The following is a 17,908-nucleotide window of genomic DNA, read 5'->3' as shown; positions in this document are numbered from 1 at the left end:
GCGGTATGTCTCTCAAACACCGTAAAACGAGAAAGTCTCATGCACCAGTGCTCAGTCTGGCTGACCAAGCACGCAAAAACGGGCAACATGCCGGATATGATGCGGGTAAGGAAGAAGGATATCTTCGCGGCCGTGCCAACTATATCGTCAATTGTGCACAGGAACCATTGCCTTTTCGACAGATCCACGTCCTGTACGTATCTTCAGGTAAAGGTTTCCCGTACTCTCCACTGGATGAGGCAATCATGGCCACATTACAGGGCATGGTTGCTCAGGTAACTCTTTCCGATCCACGCCAGCCTGTATCGGAAATTGCATTGCAAACTCGGCCTGATCTTGTGCTTGTGTTGGATGGCATGGATATTCCAATGGAGCATCTGGATGCAATTCGGCAAGCAGGCATTCGGACGGCGATCTGGCTTACCGATGATCCGTATTACACGGATATGACGCTTGAGACAGTGAGGCATTTCGACCATGTGTTTACCTTGGAACTGAACTGTGTGGATCTGTATCGGCAGAATGGTTGCCCTTCAGTACACTACCTGCCGTTTGCTGCCTTTACCAACCACTACTTCCCAATTACAACGCCGTCTTCACTCCACCGGGAAGTTAGCTTTATCGGTTCGGCTTACTGGAACCGGGTGTATTTCTTTAATCCGATCATGGCACAGCTGATGTCACACAATACTGTGTTTAATGGCATCTGGTGGGACCGTCTGCCTGACTATGCTGCTTACGGTGAAAAGATTGAACTGGGTCGCTGGATGAGTCCACAGGAAACCAATGATGTGTATAACGGCACTAAAATTGTCATAAACCTCCATCGCTCCCACGAAGACGATTCGGTCAACAACAATCATATTAAGATTCCACCAGCCTCACCGAACCCGAGAACGTTTGAAATTGCCGCTTCCGCTACCCTTCAATTGACCGATGCCCGTGATGATCTGGCACGTTTCTATAAACCGGGTGTGGAGATCGAGACGTACTCATCCCCTCAGGAATTGCTCGACAAGGTGGAATACTATATTTCCCATGAGAAAGAACGCCGCGAAATTGCCTTGCGCGGACTTGAACGCACACTGAAAGACCACACGTATGGCAAAAGAATCAATGAACTGTTGACCATAATATTCCCTTAATTTTGGCCGGAAGGAGGTGTGCACAGAACCCTGCATGCTTCATGCAGGGTCCGTGCGGCCATGGCGAATAAACCTAGACTCATGTTGTTTTCCCATGTGTGCAACACCCGCAGCATTACGGGGGCGGAGAAGCTGCTGCTTCATTTTATGAGGGAAATGGGTACCATCTTCGATTGCATACTTGTCGTGCCTCAGGAAGGTAAGCTTGCCGGACTTGCGCGGAGGTTCGATATTCAGGTCAAAATATGTTTCCTGCCGATGCTTCACGGTGTGTACACACCTTACCGGGGAATCGCAACGGATGCAGAACAGCTTCGCCAATCACCAGCCTATCAGGACGTGGTTTCCCTTATCCGGGAGACTGCGCCTGAACTGGTGTTAACGAATACCTGTGTCAACGTGATGCCAGCTGTAGCAGCGAAATCTCTGCAAATTCCGGTGATCTGGAAGATTACCGAAATTATTCAGGAGAATGAACATACAAACGAGGCTGTACAGATGATTGGTCGTTACGCGGATTGGATCATAGGTATATCCGAAACGGCGATAACCCCATTCAAAAAAGCGGGCATAAGCGACAAACTCACGGTGATTTCCCCAACCTGTGATCCGTCTCTGCCAGCTCCAGATCGATGGGTGCACTTAAGGGAACGCAAACGCAAAGAACTTGGTTTCAAGCCATCGCAAATCTGTATCGGTTACATCTCTTCATTTATATATGATGCCAAAGGTCTAAAGCCGTTCATTGACATGGCGCTGCAATTGTGTGAAGTCCATTCACGCTGCCGTTTCTGGATCATTGGCACATCAGCGGACAAAAAGTATTATGACGAGTGCGTGTCACGGGTGAAAAAATCCGGTTATTATCGCAGGTTCACCTTTACGACGTTTGAAGAGAACGTATCTCTGGCGTATACAGCCATGGATATCGTAGTTATCCCGAGTATGGTCAAAGAAGGATTCGGCATGACCGCGCTGGAGGGGCTTTATTTTGCCAAACCGGTTATCGCATTTGCCCAGGGTGGATTGAAGGAATTGCTGGAATCGGTAGGCAGTGGTGCATTTCTGGCTCCACCGGGTGATACTCAAGCGTTGTTCACGCTGGCCACAACGTTATTGAATGATCCTGAACTGGCTTCCGACATCGGATGGCGCAATCGGACAGAAGCGGAAAAGCTCTATGGTATTGAAACCTACAGGGCAAAGTTGCATACGATGGTGACACAGTGGTTAACGCGTTTTCCCGGATGGTTTAGGTATATTCAGCCTCCGAATGGTCCAGTGTACGCATGGGGCGAGGGACAATTACGAACCGTGCTGGTTCTGGAACCAGCTACAGTTCGGGCGCTTTTATTTCCACTGACTGTGATCCAAACGTTGCCGCTCTCACCGTTACCTCCGCTTGCAATAGGTCAACCTGTCCATGAAGCAACAGAACCTCGCTCAAGCCACAGAACGGGACGAAGGGGGCGGTATCCCCATTCAACCCCACGCAGCAGGGTTCGTGAACGAATGAAACGAGGTATGGGAACAGGCGGTAGGAAGCTGAAGGCACGTAAAAAGAAGCGTGTACGCGTGGGGCAACCGGCTGCCCGCAAACGTGCTCCTCGCAAAGCCAGACGAACCCGGCTCCACCGGAGAGCATCCAATAGACGATGAAGGCAGGGATTACGATGAAGATCATGACGGTGCTGGGGACTCGACCTGAAATCATACGGCTCAGCCTGATCATTTCCAAGCTGGACCAGTACGCGTCCAAACATATTCTGGTACACACGGGACAAAACTTCACGGAAAGTCTCAGCGGTCTTTTCTTCAAGGAAATGGGCTTGCGGGCGCCGGACTACGTCCTTCAGGATGAAGCGGCCTCGCTCGGTCGGCAATTATCCTCGATGTTTACGCAAATGGAAGATTTGTTAAATCAGGAGCAACCGGATAAAGTGCTGCTGCTCGGCGATACGAACAGTGCATTATGTGCTGTGCTGGCTGAACGGATGGGCATACCCGTCATTCATATGGAAGCGGGCAACCGATGTTTTGATCTGGATGTGCCTGAGGAGAAAAATCGCCGGGTCATCGACGCCATTTCAACCATTAATATGCCTTATACCGAACAGAGCAAGAAACATTTGGTTAGTGAAGGGATTCCCAGTCGTCGAATTGTGCTGACGGGCAATCCGATCTATGAAGTGATGCGTCACTACGACACACAGGTGAGTTCCAGCAAAATATTGAAAAAATTGAAGCTGAAATCCGGGCAATATTTTTTGGTTACGGCCCATAGGGCAGAGAATGTTGATCACCCTCCTCATTTGCTGGAGATCATGAAAGGCTTGAACCAGGTTGCTGAAGAACATGCCATGCGAGTCATATGCAGCATTCACCCTCGAACGGCTATTCGAATTGCCGAGCATCTGCAACTTGAGATGCACCCGCTGGTGGAATTTCACGAACCATTCGGTTTTTTCGACTTCGTGATGCTGGAACGACATGCACGCTGTGCACTTACGGACAGTGGTACCGTACAGGAGGAGTGCTGCATCATGGGTGTGCCTACGGTAACCATGCGACGCACAACAGAACGACCGGAGACGGTGGATTGCGGCAGCAACGTGGTCTCAGGTCTGGATGCGGAGCGTATTGCGGGTTGTGTGAAAGTAATGATCGAAATGTCAAACGACTGGGATTGTCCACAAGGCTACAAAGCAACCGATGTATCCAGTAAAGTGGTCAAATTTCTGCTTGGAGGGAAAATGCATGTTTGAAAATAAGCGTATACTCGTGACTGGCGGTACGGGATCATGGGGTTATGAACTTGTGGCTCAACTTCTGCCCCAGCAGCCCAAGGAGATTATCGTTTACTCCCGGAATGAATCCAGCCAAGTGGCGATGAGTCGTGAATTCGAAGACCCGCGTCTTCATTTTCGTATTGGTGATATTCGAGACAAGGACGCCTTAACCGTTGCCTGTCAGCATGTGGACTATGTATTTCATCTCGCAGCGCTCAAACATGTACCGGTGTGTGAAGACCAACCTTACGAAGCACTCAAAACGAATGTGATCGGCACACAAAATGTCATTGAGGCTGCAATTGAAAATAATGTGGAAAAAGTCATTTATATCTCGACCGACAAAGCCGCCAATCCATCCAATTTCTACGGCATGACTAAGGCGATCGGTGAGAAATTGATCGTATACGCTAATCTGCTTCACAGCAATACGCGATTTGTCACTGTACGTGGTGGCAATGTACTTGGAACGAATGGCAGTGTTGTGCATTTGTTCAAAAATCAAATTCGTCAGAAAGGTCAAGTTTCCATTACCGACATGAAAATGACGCGGTTCTTTCTGACCTTGAAAGATGCCATCACCTTGCTGTTCAAAGCATCGGTGGAAAGCGTGGGTGGCGAGATTTTTGTTATGACCATGCCGACGTGCAAAATTGTGGATTTGGCAGAGGTGCTGATTGAGGATTCAGGTGTGGAGAATGTGTCCATTGTGGAGCGCGGTACTCGGCCTGGCGAGAAGATACACGAGATTCTGATGAGTGAATTCGAGAGCATGACCACAGTGGTATACGATGAGCAATATCTGGTGATCTTGCCTACACTCGGCATACCGGGGTTGAAGGAGCATTATACCAATTGCCCCCCTGTTTCTTTCAGCAGTTTTAGTTCGGAACATCAGCTAATGACCAAACAGGAGATTCGTGACATTCTGCAACGCGGAGGGTTTCTGTCATGAAGCTGCTGATACTTGGGGGGAACGGAATGGCCGGTCATATTCTGGTCGATTATTTCCGCCGTCAAGGCATCCACAGCATCTTCTATACCACCCGGGATGTAACGGACCCCAACGGTCTGTTGCTGGATGTAAATGACAGCTTTATGGTTGACCGTCTGGTAGAGGCGGTGCACCCGGATGTCATCGTTAACGCTGTAGGTGTTTTGAACAGTTTTGCAGATGAAGACAAAATTACTGCTTATCACATTAATGGATTCCTGCCGCATCGTTTGCGGCGGGTTGCCGACACGATTGGTGCACGTCTGATTCATATCAGTACGGACTGTGTGTTTAGTGGGGATCGGGGGGCATATCGGGAGGACGATGTTACTGATGGAACATCTGCCTATGCGATTACGAAAGCACTGGGTGAAGTCCAGGATGCTGGACATCTGACGATTCGCACGTCCATTATTGGACCTGAAATTCGGAAGGGTGGCATCGGTCTGATGCATTGGTTCATGTCCACTACAGGGGAAGTTGGGGGATATACACGTGTCTTCTGGAATGGGGTAACCACCCTTGAACTAGCCAAATGGGTAGATCATTATCTGGCATCGCCGGTCAGTGGTCTAATCCATCTGGCTCATCCGGTACCTGTCAGCAAACATGATCTGCTCATCCTGTTCCAAAAGACATGGGATAAGCAGGATGTTGTTGTTGTCCCTGATGATAGCATAGTGCAGGACCGTACGCTGGTGTCCACACGTGAGGACGTGAAGACAGACCTTCCGGATTATTCTACAATGCTGAAGGAGCTGGCATTATGGATGGAGCAGAGCTGACAGGTAAAAAGATACTGATCACGGGTGCCTCCGGCTTTACCGGACGGCATGCGGTCGCTTATTTCCGCGCAGCTGAAGCTGCGGTTGCTGCAGTGGTCAGGCGGGCAGGTGCACATTCGTTTGGCGATGACGTGGCTGTACACGTCTGCGATCTTAACGACAAGCAACAAGTCCGCCATCTGATTGAAGAGGTGAAACCGGATTATGTGCTGCATCTTGCAGGCAAAAATTCCGTACCCGATTCGTGGTCCGATCCACTACTGGTGTTGGAGACCAATGTGATGGCTGTACTGTATCTGCTAGATGCTCTCCGGAGCTGCCCAGCGGCACGGACCGTTATTGTAGGTTCCCGGTTAAAATACACACCTGAACCCGGTCGGCATCCTCAGCCTCCCCACCCGTACAGTCTCAGCAAAGCACTGGAGGAGATGGTGTCGCTGTCGTGGATGTCTCTCTTTGGACAGCAGATTATGTTGGCAGAGCCGGGGAATCTGATCGGGGCAGGTCCTTCAACGGGCATATGCTCGCTGCTGGCACGTCATATTGTTGCCTGTGAACAGGAAGGTAAGACAGAGGCCTTTCGTCTATCCGGGCGGGATAATACCCGTGATTTTCTGGATGTACGGGATGCGGTTCGGGCCTACGCAACCTTGCTTGTTCAGGGCGTGTCAGGCACCGTCTACCCCGTCGTATCGGGCAAAGAGCGAAGCCTGGGTGAAATAGTGGATACGCTGCTAACCATGACCAAAGCAGAGGTGCCTGTACGCTGGGATGGAGCTTCATCCGGTCCAGATGGGGCTGGAGATCAGGAGGAGTTATCGGCGCTGCGCAAGTTGGGCTGGCAGCCGCTGGTTCCATTTACCCAATCTCTGCAGGACATTCTGAGAGATGTTCGTACCCAGCAGGGGAGGTCGACTACTTGAATCCGAGAGTATCCATTGTTATTCCGTTTTACAATTGTCCCTATGTACCTCAAGCAATCCAAAGTGCACTGAATCAGACATATACCGATGTTGAGATCATTATCGTCAACGATGGCTCTACCCGGCATACGGAATTGCTCCAGCCGTATCTCCCCTACATTTATGTTCTTGGCAAAAGCAATGGCGGTACAGCTTCAGCTCTGAATCACGGCATCCGTCATGCCTCCGGGGACTATGTCGCCTGGCTGAGTTCGGATGACCTCTTATATCGGGATAAGATTCGTCATCAGGTTGAATTTATGCAACGGGAGAATGTGCTCATCTCTCATACCAACTTTAATTACATTAATGAGCACTCTGCGGTGACCAAGTTAAACGGGGGAGCAGAACCGATGGCAGAACCGGATTGGCTGCGCCTCTTCGTAAACGGCAATCCGGTGAACGGCTGTACCGTGATGATCCGCAAGGATCTCTTTAGTGGGGTGGGCCTGTTTAATGAATTGTTGCCTTATACGCATGATTTGGATCTATGGATGCGTATTTTACTGAACGGACATCGTTTTCCATATCTGAACGAGTCGCTTACTGCATATCGACGGCACGGGGGGATGGGGACGTTACGCCATGCAGATGCCATCGGTCGGGAGGCCGCCATGGTATGGTCCAGATATCGGGAGCCTTTGTTGCAGCGGATTACTGCCATGGGGGGATGAACAACTTTGGTGGGGGTTATGGAGGCCGTATGTTGGCTGAATAACGCCCTCTTTATTTATATGTAATTCGATCTATAAGCCACTCATTGGATTAATGCAAAATGCTCATATGCGTAAATTATGAGTCGTTATGCAACAGATGCCCGATACCTAACGGATCTATCCTCATATAATAGGGAGAATGGTAATATTCACGCGGAGAAAGGGGAGTACCGAATGGAGCCGAAGGTATCAATTGTCATTCCTTTTTATAATTGTGCGTATATCGAGCAGGCTGTTCACAGTGCCATTCACCAGACGTATCCGCATATTGAGGTCATTGTGGTGGATGACGGCTCTACGAAGCATGTGGAGCGGCTTCAACCATTCATGAATCGCATTCGCTATATACGAAAAGAGAATGGTGGAACAGCAACCGCGTTAAACGAGGGAATCAAACAGGCGACAGGTGATTACTTTGTCTGGCTCAGCTCCGATGATGTGATGTTGCTGGACCGGGTAGAGAAACAACTGAAGTTCATGCTAGAGGTCAAGGCTTCGTTCTGTCACGGGGCCTATCATTATGTAGATGCGAACAGCGAATGGATGGACACAGTGAGACCAGAAGTAGGCAGTCGTCTAGAGATGCTTCAGGTGCTGACCGAAGGTTGCCCAATCAACGGTTGTACAGTGATGCTTGAGATGGATGCATTTCGAAAGTTCGGCGTGTTTGACACCGAATTTCGCTATACGCATGACTATGAGATGTGGCTGAGGCTGTTTCCGCTTTATGAGCTGTTCTATTACAGTGAACCACTGATGTGTTATCGGGTTCATGAATCAATGGGAACCAAGAAACACTTTGAGGCATTGAAAGCCGAAATGGAACTTGTTCAAGCGAAGCATCGACCTGTATTACTCAATCTGTTGCAGGTTGGCGGTTACTGGAAGTAGTTGTGATAAGTCATGGAAGAAACCAAGAATGTTAGATAGTGAACCACAAACAAGAAAAAGAGGATATTCGGTTGCCGTAAAGTGCTTGCGGCATGAACGAATATCCTCTTATTTGTTCCTGTTTGTAGAGTTACTTGACTCTAATTATTCTCAGATGTGAGAATGAGCATGCTTGCCGGATCAGGGAATACGTACCCTTTGGGCAGCTTTCTCATTAATTCGTTCATTACAGCGTAATCCACCTCGATATGCGTCGTGGACACAGGGGTGGAGAACCAACGATTATACAAATCACTGGGGACGAGCAATGTCATATTCTCTGACCTCCCAACTGAATGGCTTCCTGGTAAACATGCAGCGTGCGCAATCCCATCTCTTCCAGTGATCGATGTTGTTCAACCCAGGCTTTGGCTGCTGCTCCTACCTTTGCACGGGTAGCATCATCCTGCAGAAGGGCATTTAACAGTGCGCTAAGGGCTTCGACATCCTGTGGCGGCACGACCCAACCGGTATGTTCAGGCTGCACCATCTCAGGCATACCTGCCGTACCGCTTACAATGACAGGCAATCCGGCGAGCTGAGCCTCTGTAACCGAGAAAGGCTGCGTATCCTGCAAGCTGGGCTGTACATAAATGTCAGCATGGCGTAGGAATGAAGGGATGTTGTCGAGTTTCCCCCAAAAAACGATGTCAGCACCTACTCCAAGGTCATTGGCTAGGGAGCGTAAATCCTCCATCAGATTGCCTTCCCCAGCAATCCAGCAGACCCAATCCGAGCGATTCTTCTTAAGGCTGGAGAGTGCTTTTACCAGAATATGAACCCCTTTGATGTGCTCCAGTCTGCCCGTAAAGGCGATCACTTTTTTGCCCGCTGTCTTCCTCTGACGGAACTTGACTGCTGCTTGGGCACGGTAGGCTGGAATATCCACAGCATAAGGAATAATTCGAAATTTGGACTCGGGAACATGGAGGTCCGTAAGTGTGCTCTTAATCCAATGGCTGGAGACCAGAATAAGCTGGGATTGTTCAGCGCTTCGCTCTTCCAGTGACAGGAAGTAACGTCCACGTTTGGATTGCAAATATTCGGGAAGTGTTAGCTTCGCGTTAGAGTTTTGAGCATCGTAAAAAGCTTCTCGCGCAAGCGCCCCGTGATAACTCGTTACCATTGGTGTGTTGCGGTTTAATATACGTCTCATTGCGACTGCTGCTACCGGGTCCTGCGCATGGATGACATCGTAATGATCAACGCCGAGATACGCGGCTCCCATTTCAAAGGCATACCTGTTCAATTCATAATAAGCCACGAGAGAATCGGCTGTGAATTGAGGCAAATCAGTCGGATTAAGTTTGGCTTGAAGCATGGGCCATACCTTATCTTTGGAGAAGGAACGATTGAGATTGCGAATGTACACTTCATTTTTGGCTCCGTTGGTGCCCATAATATCCACCTCTACGCCAAGAGCCATTAGCCTGTCAGCCAGCTGTTTCACATATGTCCATATTCCACCCATCTGTGTAAGCTCCCAATAGGTCACGAGCAGAACTCTCATAGGTACCTCCTTGTCACGGCCTGCACAGGCCGATCTTCTATCCTGTTAGTCTATGAAAAAAAGCAGACGAAAGGGTGGGCATTTCCGTGGAATTAATTAAAATGGGTGATTGCAAATAGCAATGGACGAGAGCAGGCATACCATATCTAGAGAAAGGTTCAACTCTGCCCTACAGGAGGGATATACCGTGGCCGCATATGTATTGGAGATTCACGAAAAACTGCTGCAAACCGTTGTTCCGGTGAGATATATGGACATTGAATTGGCATTTGTAGGAAATGACGATGTGGATATATTTGTCGGAGAAATCAGTCACACCCGTGGGGAGCTGTATCGCTATCTTTGTCGGATTGGGGCGGACACAGGAAATCACATTATTCATAATCTCACAGTCTCATCCGAACCGTGCGAACTGCGCATCATTAGCAACAATTCTACACCAAGGCATCTGGTTATTCGCATATACTGCAGGAGTGACCAAGGCCAGACCTTGGGTATACTTTCGGAGCATCAGATGATCAAATTGGCAGATTAGAAAATATCACCATAATGGACATCGATTAACCAATGGGGTGGAGCAGGAGAAGACCTGGTCCATTTTTTGGCATACATACGTGATTCGTTATCCAATAAAAAATAGCTTGACAGCAAAGGTATTTTCATTAGAATTAACCTATGCTTAAACAAGAGTTTAAAACGACGGTTTAAAACGAAAGTTTGAAACGTCGTGAATATAAGGCCGATGGGGAGACACATACAAAGATATTGCCTCCAGGCCGGAAAAGAGAGTGGAGAGAGTGAAACAACAAACAGCAGTGCCCCAGGAACCGGCGGAGTTCTCGATTAAAACGATTATTCTGCCCCTACTGGCTATTATTGTCGGGATGATTATGGTCATCTTGGACAGCACGGTAGTTAACGTGGCAATTCCGAATCTGGTTCAATATTTTGAGACCGATCTGAAGACGATTCAATGGACGGTTACAGGATATACGTTGGCCTTGTCAGCAGTCATACCGCTAGCGGGATGGTTGACCGACCGATTCGGTGCCAAAAGAGTATTTCTGTTCACGATCGCGATGTTTACTCTGGGTTCAGTATTGTGTTCGATCGCGCAATCTCCTGAACAATTGATTATTTACCGTATCATCCAGGGGCTTGGCGGAGGCATGGTTGCACCGATTGGTATGGCGATGGTATTCCGTCTGGCTCCTCCTGAAAGAAGGGGCTCTATCATGGGTATGCTCGGGATTCCGATGCTGTTGGCCCCTGCACTGGGTCCGGTATTATCTGGCTGGTTTATTGAATCATTTAGCTGGCACTGGATCTTCCTGATCAATCTGCCGATCGGTATTGCCGCTTTTATTCTATGTATCAAATTCCTGCCAGATACAGATCGTGGACGCACGCCTGCGCTTGATCTGCTCGGTATGATTCTGGCACCAATCGCATTCTCGATGCTCGCATACGGTGTAAGTGAAGGCGGAACAAGCTGGACGTCTGCAACAACACTAACAGGTGTGATTGTCGGAGGCGTGGCGCTGATCTTGTTCGTTATCGTGGAGCTTCGTCACAAAAATCCGCTGTTGGAACTTCGGGTGTTCAAATCATCTGATTTCACACGGGGTATTATTCTGGCATGGGTGTCACAAGTCGCTTTGTTTGGGGCGATGATTTTGATTCCACTTTATCTGCAACAAATCAAAGGCTACACTGCATTGGAAACAGGGCTCATTTTGCTCCCGCAGGCGCTGGCTTCGGGTGTAGGTATGCCGCTTGGTGGACGTTTGTTTGATAAAATTGGTGCAAGACCATTGGCTTTCGTGGGTCTGGGTATTATCTCGGGTGCACTGTTTATTCTGTCGACAATTACGGCGGAAACGGGTCTTGGCCTAATCATTCTTAGCCTTGTCATGATGGGATTAGGTATGGGTTTCTCCATGATGCCACTCAATACGCATGTACTGAATGCTGCTCCACGTAAGCTGGTAGGTCGGGTTACCCCGCTTACTGCTGCTGCACAACAAGTGGTTGTGTCCTTTGCAGTTGCCGGCTTGACCGGATTCCTGACCTCCCATATTGCAAGCAATACAGCTGGAGCTACTGATGCTACAGGTGTGGTGAATGGATTAGTGGCTGGTTTCAACGATACCTTCTTCCTGGCAGCATGTATTGCCTTGTTTGGATGCCTGCTCAGTCTGATTCTGCGCAAACCAAAACGGATGGAGGAAGAAACCCTTCAAACAGGGGATCAACCTGATCCTGCAATGATGATGGGACATTAATTCTTATAAGCTAATCAAGATATTCATTTAAGGCAGTTCAGGAAATTCTTCTGAACTGCCTTTTTGTTTTGTTTAGAAGAAAATACTCAAGGCTGTCATCATTTCCCGAAATGAAGCGGCGTATCGATCAGGTGAGAAGGAGACGGCCATATGCTGTCTGCCCTGAATACGTATATTCTCTCGCAGCTTCTTGTTCCGCATAAGGTCTACTGCTTCGGATACAGCGGCTTTCACGTTGCCAAGCGGATAAAATTTACCCGTTTTGTTATGTGTGATAAAGGAACGCACGCCATCTGAATCAGTGCTGAGCACTGGGCAGCCGCAACTGATGGCTTCAGCAACCGCATATCCAAAACCTTCAAGCAGGGATGTAGACAGCATAATCCCCCCGGAAGCTGCAATCATGGAATAAAATGTGGGCATCTCGGAATGGGGGACATTGATAAAAATGCCAATCCGATCTTCAAGACCGTATTCGGCGAGCATGTGTCGGAACATGACCTCATCTTCCGGATTAGCCAAGGTAGGATCGTGAAACAACCATAGTCTGGCTTTCGGAATTTTCTTAATGATTTTGCTGGATATCATCAAGTATTCCCGCCAGTTTTTATTGTGTTCGAGCCTTCCTACCCATGCAAGTACCGGATAGGGAGGAGTATCCACCGAAATTGGGGCAAAGGTATTGGTATCCAGCATATTGGGAATGACAAACCGATGAAGCCAAGGGCACATATGAATGAACAGCTCCAGTAAATGATCTGTTGGAGGAATGACCGCAGCATTACAGTGGGCTTGAAGATAAGGTACTCCCAACTGAATGGTTTCCATAGCCTGTTCACGCGTCCCAAGTCCCTGTGCTTCATAGATAATGCGTCCTTTATACCCGAGGGCTCTTAATCTGCCCGGCATGGCAATATCGGAGGTAACAATAATGGCATCATAACAATGATGATGAATCAAACTATGAATTTCCTCATCACTGGAAGCGGTGAAGACCGGCGTACTGGTATTGTTCTGCATTCCTGAGCCAGGGTACAAATACAATAAATGCGCTTCGATGCCATGGCGTTGCAGAACGGCTGTACGCAATCGGTTTAAAGTATCCACACCGCCGCTTGGAACAAAAAATGTGAATAGTACTTTCACACGGTTCACCCTCTGACTTTTGTGCAGGTGCTCAAGCTCCTGTACTGTAAGGTACGTTGTCTCAGAGTACAGGGTGTGGGTGAATGAAGTGGTGTTCACATTTTAGACACATATTTTTAAGCTCTCTTTTAAGTGACATTAAGCTGCATTTAGGATACAACACGTAAGATACAAGGAACTTCCCGTGTTGACCATCTGAAGAAAGCGATGATGGCACACGGGTATTTTAACGGGAAAGGATGAATGATGTGCTCGAAGTGAAACAGGTAAGCAAAGTATTTGATGGACGGCGCGGCGTGCATCAACTGGATTTCACAATGGAGCGCGGTGAGATTGTTGGATTTTTGGGACCGAATGGTGCCGGGAAAACCACAACGATGCGAATGATTACGGGCTATTTGCATCCTACGGCTGGCTCCATTGCAGTGGATGGCATATCGGTGCACGATCAGAGCAGGAGCGTTCGTTCCAAGATCGGCTATCTGCCGGAGACACCGCCGCTTTATCCAGATATGACGGTACAGTCTTATTTGAAGTTCGTCGCTAATCTGAGGGATGTCCCGACACGCGAAGTGAAATTGCGGATCAGTGAGATGGTCAGCAGGCTGGGTCTTCAAGGTCGTGAAAAGCAATTGGTTCGCGGACTGTCCAAAGGGTACAAGCAGCGTCTGGGTCTGGCTGGAGCCATTATTCACAAACCGGATCTGCTCGTGCTGGATGAGCCGACTTCAGGACTCGATCCAAATCAGATTATGGAGATACGGGATCTGATCCGTGAACTGGGTGAGAATCATACAGTGCTGCTTAGTACACATATTTTGCCGGAAGTGAGCACGCTTTGTAATCGCATGTTGATTATTAATCAGGGGCAGCTCGTATTGGATGGTTCACCGCAGCATTTTGGCTCAGCAATGGGAGATCAGTTTAAGGTGTCCATTGAAGTGAAGTCCACAGAGCAGCAATTACATAATGTGCTGACACCATGGGAGAAAGTTCGGAGCGAAGTCATTCAAGCAGCAGATGGGCAATCATCCAATGGTTCTACTGATACAGTAAAAATGCTGCTTACCGGCGAATCTTCTGAAGATTTCCGGGAGGAACTATTCTACCTTTTGTCTGGTGCAGGCTTGCCCATTCTGGAGATGAAGAAAGAAAATCTCAGTCTGGAACAGATTTTCCTCAAGCTGACCACAACGGAAACGGTATCCGAAGCGGAACTGGCAATACAGGAAACACAGGAGACAGAAACTGATAAAGTGCAGCTCGTCAGTCAGGTCCCAGAGGAAGAGGACAATTTGGGAACCACTTCAGATTCGAAGCAATCGGCTAGGTCCGGGAGCGCTTCATCTGATTCCCACACAGGGGAGGGTTCCAAATGAGAAGAATGATGGCGGTTTGCAATAAAGAACTGCAGGCATACTTCCTGTCACCTACGTCCTATTTTGCTTTTGCTGTATATGTACTGATGACAAGTTTGCTGTTCTATTCCAGCTTTGTGTATTACCAGCCAAGCATTGTAGATTATCGACTAGTGCTGGGAGATACGCTATCCATGCTGCTGTTTGTGGTGCCGTTGCTGACGATGCGTCTGGTAGCAGAAGAATTCCGTCAGGGAACGGACGAACTGTTGTTGACTTCACCTGCACGGGTGACAGAGATTATTTTCGGTAAATATTTGGCGTCACTTGCCATTCTTGTTGTACTTATTCTGTGTAGTCTCGTTTACCCGTTTATTATGTCCTTCTTTGGTGAACTGGATCTGACATCCGTATGGTTGTCTGCACTGGGTCTCTTTTTCCTGGGCGGAAGCATGATGGCAATTGGACTGTTTGCTTCCACATTATCTCAGCACCAGATGGTGGCTGCGGTTGCCGGTTTTATTATTTTGCTCGTATTGTGGATGCTTGATTCATTTGCAGGCAATTCCGGGTCTGCGTTACAACAATGGCTGGACCCGTTTGCGTTAACGAACCGGTTTGACAGTTTCACCAAGGGTGTACTTAGTGGCCCAGATATATTGTATTACGTGACGCTCTCAGGTGTGTTTCTGCTGTTAAGCATTCAAATTGTGGAACGGAAGCGGTGGAGGTGAGAAGATGAAAAAATGGTTGAGTCATACCAACAGTACCGTGCTGTCTGTAGCGGTGATTGGCATCTTTATTTTGCTGACCCTGTTTCTGAATTCGATTGGCGGCTTCCAACTGGATCTGACCTCAAATAAACAATATACCTTGTCTGACCAGTCTCTTACCGCGATCAAAAACGTAAAAGAAGACGTCAACATTCTGGTGTTAACCGTCGAAAATGCGAATAATACGGTCTTGAACCGCGAAGTATCGGATATGGTTCAGGAATATACGAAACGCAACAGCAAACTGACGATGAAGCAATATAATCTGACGCAGGAGCCTACCCTGGCCTCCAAATATGGTATCACAGGCAGTTCCATTGTATTGGAGCAGGGCGATCAATATAAAGTCATTGATATCGCCAGTCTATTCACGGCAGTCGGGGATGGAAGTGATGGATCCTACCAGTTCACAGGTGAGGAAAAGTTGACACAAGCGCTAATGAATCTGTCTTCAACGGAGATGCACAAGATGGTCTTCCTGACAGGACATGAGGAGCTTGGCCTGGATCAACTGACTACGCTGCGTACATCTCTGGAACAGAATAATATCACGACAGAAGAACTTCAGCTGAATCAGGCAGGTCAGGTTCCAGAAGATGCGGACGTACTCGCGATTATTGGTCCACAGCGGGATATTAGTGATACTGAAATAAAAGCTATTCGGACTTATTTGAGTAACGGAGGGAAATTGCTGTTATCCCTCGGTTTTCACGAAGACATGAAGTTGACTTGGAAAAATATCGATGCACTCATGACGGATTATGGCGTGGTTGATGAGCATGCAGTTATGGTGGATAATCAGCAGGCCAGCACAATGGGCCCACTGTGGGTTGTGCCGGAGTATGGCACACATGCCATCACGGATAAACTATCAGAAAGCAAACTGTATCCGATGTTATCCTTGTCCATTGCTTTGACAAGCAAAGAGCAGGATAAATACACATTATCGCCGCTTATTCATTCATCCGATGACAGTTATGGCGAGACGAATATTGCAGGTTTATTGCAAAACGAAACAACCAACGATCCGGATCAGGATGTACAAGGTCCTGTTGAGCTTGGATATGCGGCAGATACAACAGATGGCAAACCGAAAGCTGTAATTCTGGGTTCATCCATTTTCATGCAGGACTCGGAAATAGTGAACGGTGGTAACCGAGATTTTATTCTGAATACCGTCAATTATCTAAGTGAAAAAGAAGATGGAGTAACGATCCGGCCTCGAGTGCAAACCGGTTATCAAACGGCGTACCTGGACGGTGAACAAGCCAGAACCATTTTCTTCGTGGCGATTGTCGCATTCCCGCTCATCTTTGTTATGATAGGTGTACTCTTATGGTGGAGGCGCAGACGTGTATGAAAAAATGGGTCCCAACGATTTTAGTCTTATTGGTCTTGATTATCGGGTGGGTATATGCGGCCAGTCAAAATTATTTTCGTGAAGAGGAAGCGGAGAAGGTCAAATTACTTGGTATTAAGTCTTCGGATATACAGTCGATCACGATTCATGATAACAGTACAGATACATCAGGTGTTTCAAAAACCTCATCTTCACAATTGGAACTAAAGAATGGCGTATGGAGTATGGTGGAACCCAAGTCTTATCCTCTGAATGGTTATACGGTAAGCAGCTGGCTCGATGCCTTAAGTGGCGCGAATCAGGAACTGGTTGTAGAGGAGGAGCCGAAGAATCTCGACAAGTATGGATTGGGTTCAGATGCAGCGCTGCTGGACATTCAACTGAAGGATAACCGTGAGATCAAACTGAGCATCGGTGGCAAATTGCCAGCAGATGACGCTCGTTATGTGCGGGTAGACTTCGGACCTGTCGTAGCAGTACAGACGGAATCCATCAGCAATATAGAATTATCACGGCAGGATCTGCTGGATACGACTCCGTTTAATCTGGATGAAACTAATGTCACTACATTGGAATGGGAAGGCGAAGCAGCCACCTGGATGCTCAAATCTTCGTCAGAGGAGGGTGCGGCAGAGCAGACGTGGACGCTTAATGGTGAAGCTATTGAAGCTACCGATGCTGTATCTCTGATTGGCAAAATTAAGAACCTGTCCACGGCTGACGATGTGCGCAAAGCTTCTGAACTGAAGGGAACCGTGCCACGCTTTACTTTATCCGTTGAGCAGACGGTTAATGGAGAAGCTGTTACGGATGTGTACCGTGGGCTTACTATTCCATCAGAACCGGATCAGATCTGGGTAATCACACCTGACGGTCAGTGGGCCTATCCGATGGATGCAGCTAGTCTGAAGGAAGCAGAGCAATTTCCGAATTCGATCAAAAAATTAGAATCAGATGCAACATCTTCTTCGAGTGGAGATGATGCTGATGCGAATTCCTCCCCCACATCCAAGTAAGTGAATAGCTCCTTCAACATGATAATGAAGATTCACACTAGAATGGGAAATACAAAGTTTTATGGAGCGGTGCTGCACTTTGTGCAAGCACCGCTTTTTTATTTTTTTATGTGAAATGTATGAGCCCAGATAAAGGAGG

Annotated in this window: 17 protein-coding genes; 14 read left to right on the top strand and 3 right to left on the bottom strand. The window is 48.0% G+C overall.

All coding sequences use genetic code 11. The annotated features are described in order from the left end of the window. The first annotated feature begins 5 nt into the window (after positions 1–5). The 8 genes from RS891_RS25810 (at position 6) to RS891_RS25775 (ending at position 8,282) form a co-directional block, all read left to right on the top strand. On the top strand, positions 6–1,145 hold the full coding sequence (locus tag RS891_RS25810) for a CgeB family protein (protein ID WP_315793574.1): 1,140 nt from the start codon (positions 6–8) through the stop codon (positions 1,143–1,145). Positions 1,146–1,163: 18 nt separating this feature from the next. Beyond that, complete coding sequence (locus RS891_RS25805; RefSeq protein ID WP_315793573.1) at positions 1,164–2,804, top strand: glycosyltransferase family 4 protein; 1,641 nt, start codon at positions 1,164–1,166, stop codon at positions 2,802–2,804. A gap of 14 nt (positions 2,805–2,818) precedes the next feature. After that, the gene (wecB, locus tag RS891_RS25800) at positions 2,819–3,910 is read left to right on the top strand and encodes a non-hydrolyzing UDP-N-acetylglucosamine 2-epimerase (RefSeq protein WP_113056046.1); all 1,092 of its coding nucleotides are present in this window, start codon (positions 2,819–2,821) and stop codon (positions 3,908–3,910) included. Further along, a complete protein-coding gene (locus tag RS891_RS25795; RefSeq protein WP_113055925.1) occupies positions 3,903–4,889 on the top strand; it encodes a polysaccharide biosynthesis protein in 987 nt (328 codons plus the stop codon). Before wecB ends, RS891_RS25795 begins: the two co-directional genes overlap by 8 nt. Then, positions 4,886–5,713, top strand: a complete 828-nt coding sequence (locus tag RS891_RS25790) for a dTDP-4-dehydrorhamnose reductase family protein (RefSeq protein ID WP_315793572.1) — start codon at positions 4,886–4,888, stop codon at positions 5,711–5,713. Before RS891_RS25795 ends, RS891_RS25790 begins: the two co-directional genes overlap by 4 nt. Further along, positions 5,695–6,636 (top strand): NAD-dependent epimerase/dehydratase family protein, encoded by a 942-nt coding sequence (locus tag RS891_RS25785; RefSeq protein WP_113055923.1) that lies wholly within the window; start codon positions 5,695–5,697, stop codon positions 6,634–6,636. The genes RS891_RS25790 and RS891_RS25785 overlap by 19 nt, the downstream gene beginning before the upstream one ends. Continuing rightward, a complete protein-coding gene (locus RS891_RS25780) occupies positions 6,633–7,349 on the top strand; it encodes a glycosyltransferase (protein ID WP_113055922.1) in 717 nt (238 codons plus the stop codon). Before RS891_RS25785 ends, RS891_RS25780 begins: the two co-directional genes overlap by 4 nt. 216 nt (positions 7,350–7,565) lie before the next feature. Beyond that, a complete protein-coding gene (locus RS891_RS25775; RefSeq protein ID WP_113055921.1) occupies positions 7,566–8,282 on the top strand; it encodes a glycosyltransferase in 717 nt (238 codons plus the stop codon). A 140-nt stretch (positions 8,283–8,422) separates the two neighbouring features. Here the strand turns inward: RS891_RS25775 and RS891_RS25770 are convergent, their stop codons facing one another. Both RS891_RS25770 and RS891_RS25765 read right to left on the bottom strand, forming a co-directional pair. After that, a complete protein-coding gene (locus RS891_RS25770) occupies positions 8,423–8,596 on the bottom strand; it encodes a hypothetical protein (RefSeq protein WP_181586754.1) in 174 nt (57 codons plus the stop codon). Beyond that, on the bottom strand, positions 8,593–9,831 hold the full coding sequence (locus RS891_RS25765) for a glycosyltransferase family 4 protein (protein ID WP_113055920.1): 1,239 nt from the start codon (positions 9,829–9,831) through the stop codon (positions 8,593–8,595). Before RS891_RS25765 ends, RS891_RS25770 begins: the two co-directional genes overlap by 4 nt. A gap of 187 nt (positions 9,832–10,018) precedes the next feature. Between RS891_RS25765 and RS891_RS25760 the strand changes: the two genes are divergently transcribed. Beyond that, positions 10,019–10,366 carry a hypothetical protein gene (locus RS891_RS25760; RefSeq protein ID WP_113055919.1) on the top strand — a complete coding sequence of 116 codons (348 nt, stop codon included), beginning with the start codon at positions 10,019–10,021 and terminating at the stop codon, positions 10,364–10,366. Positions 10,367–10,628: 262 nt separating this feature from the next. Further along, positions 10,629–12,116 (top strand): DHA2 family efflux MFS transporter permease subunit, encoded by a 1,488-nt coding sequence (locus RS891_RS25755; RefSeq protein WP_113055917.1) that lies wholly within the window; start codon positions 10,629–10,631, stop codon positions 12,114–12,116. A 72-nt stretch (positions 12,117–12,188) separates the two neighbouring features. On the opposite strand, the gene RS891_RS25750 is transcribed toward RS891_RS25755, so the two are convergent. Beyond that, positions 12,189–13,262: a glycosyltransferase family 4 protein gene (locus RS891_RS25750; protein WP_181586768.1), complete on the bottom strand. Its 1,074-nt coding sequence runs from the start codon at positions 13,260–13,262 to the stop codon at positions 12,189–12,191. Positions 13,263–13,501: 239 nt separating this feature from the next. On the opposite strand from RS891_RS25750, the gene RS891_RS25745 reads away from it, so the two are divergent. Genes RS891_RS25745 through RS891_RS25730 form a run of 4 tightly spaced genes read left to right on the top strand, consistent with a single transcriptional unit; the run spans position 13,502 to position 17,769 of the window. Then, on the top strand, positions 13,502–14,641 hold the full coding sequence (locus tag RS891_RS25745) for an ABC transporter ATP-binding protein (protein ID WP_397333772.1): 1,140 nt from the start codon (positions 13,502–13,504) through the stop codon (positions 14,639–14,641). Then, on the top strand, positions 14,638–15,354 hold the full coding sequence (locus tag RS891_RS25740) for an ABC transporter permease subunit (protein ID WP_113055916.1): 717 nt from the start codon (positions 14,638–14,640) through the stop codon (positions 15,352–15,354). Before RS891_RS25745 ends, RS891_RS25740 begins: the two co-directional genes overlap by 4 nt. A gap of 4 nt (positions 15,355–15,358) precedes the next feature. Beyond that, positions 15,359–16,753, top strand: coding sequence for a GldG family protein (locus tag RS891_RS25735; protein ID WP_315793571.1), 1,395 nt, complete (start codon positions 15,359–15,361; stop codon positions 16,751–16,753). Continuing rightward, positions 16,750–17,769: a DUF4340 domain-containing protein gene (locus RS891_RS25730; protein ID WP_315793570.1), complete on the top strand. Its 1,020-nt coding sequence runs from the start codon at positions 16,750–16,752 to the stop codon at positions 17,767–17,769. Before RS891_RS25735 ends, RS891_RS25730 begins: the two co-directional genes overlap by 4 nt. Positions 17,770–17,908: the final 139 nt, after the last annotated feature.

The organism is Paenibacillus sp. BIC5C1 (assembly GCF_032399705.1).
GTDB lineage: Bacteria > Bacillota > Bacilli > Paenibacillales > Paenibacillaceae > Paenibacillus > Paenibacillus taichungensis_A.
The sequence above is the reverse complement of the archived record's forward strand: the minus strand, read 5'-3'. Positions and strand labels throughout refer to the sequence as shown.

Coding starts and splice junctions, on each gene's coding strand:
- RS891_RS25810 (WP_315793574.1), top strand. CDS start 6: ATGTCTCTCAAACACCGTAAAACGAGAAAGTCTCATGCACCAGTGCTC.
- wecB (WP_113056046.1), top strand. CDS start 2,819: ATGAAGATCATGACGGTGCTGGGGACTCGACCTGAAATCATACGGCTC.
- RS891_RS25795 (WP_113055925.1), top strand. CDS start 3,903: ATGTTTGAAAATAAGCGTATACTCGTGACTGGCGGTACGGGATCATGG.
- RS891_RS25790 (WP_315793572.1), top strand. CDS start 4,886: ATGAAGCTGCTGATACTTGGGGGGAACGGAATGGCCGGTCATATTCTG.
- RS891_RS25785 (WP_113055923.1), top strand. CDS start 5,695: ATGGATGGAGCAGAGCTGACAGGTAAAAAGATACTGATCACGGGTGCC.
- RS891_RS25775 (WP_113055921.1), top strand. CDS start 7,566: ATGGAGCCGAAGGTATCAATTGTCATTCCTTTTTATAATTGTGCGTAT.
- RS891_RS25770 (WP_181586754.1), bottom strand. CDS start 8,596: ATGACATTGCTCGTCCCCAGTGATTTGTATAATCGTTGGTTCTCCACC.
- RS891_RS25765 (WP_113055920.1), bottom strand. CDS start 9,831: ATGAGAGTTCTGCTCGTGACCTATTGGGAGCTTACACAGATGGGTGGA.
- RS891_RS25745 (WP_397333772.1), top strand. CDS start 13,502: ATGAATGATGTGCTCGAAGTGAAACAGGTAAGCAAAGTATTTGATGGA.
- RS891_RS25740 (WP_113055916.1), top strand. CDS start 14,638: ATGAGAAGAATGATGGCGGTTTGCAATAAAGAACTGCAGGCATACTTC.
- RS891_RS25735 (WP_315793571.1), top strand. CDS start 15,359: ATGAAAAAATGGTTGAGTCATACCAACAGTACCGTGCTGTCTGTAGCG.
- RS891_RS25730 (WP_315793570.1), top strand. CDS start 16,750: ATGAAAAAATGGGTCCCAACGATTTTAGTCTTATTGGTCTTGATTATC.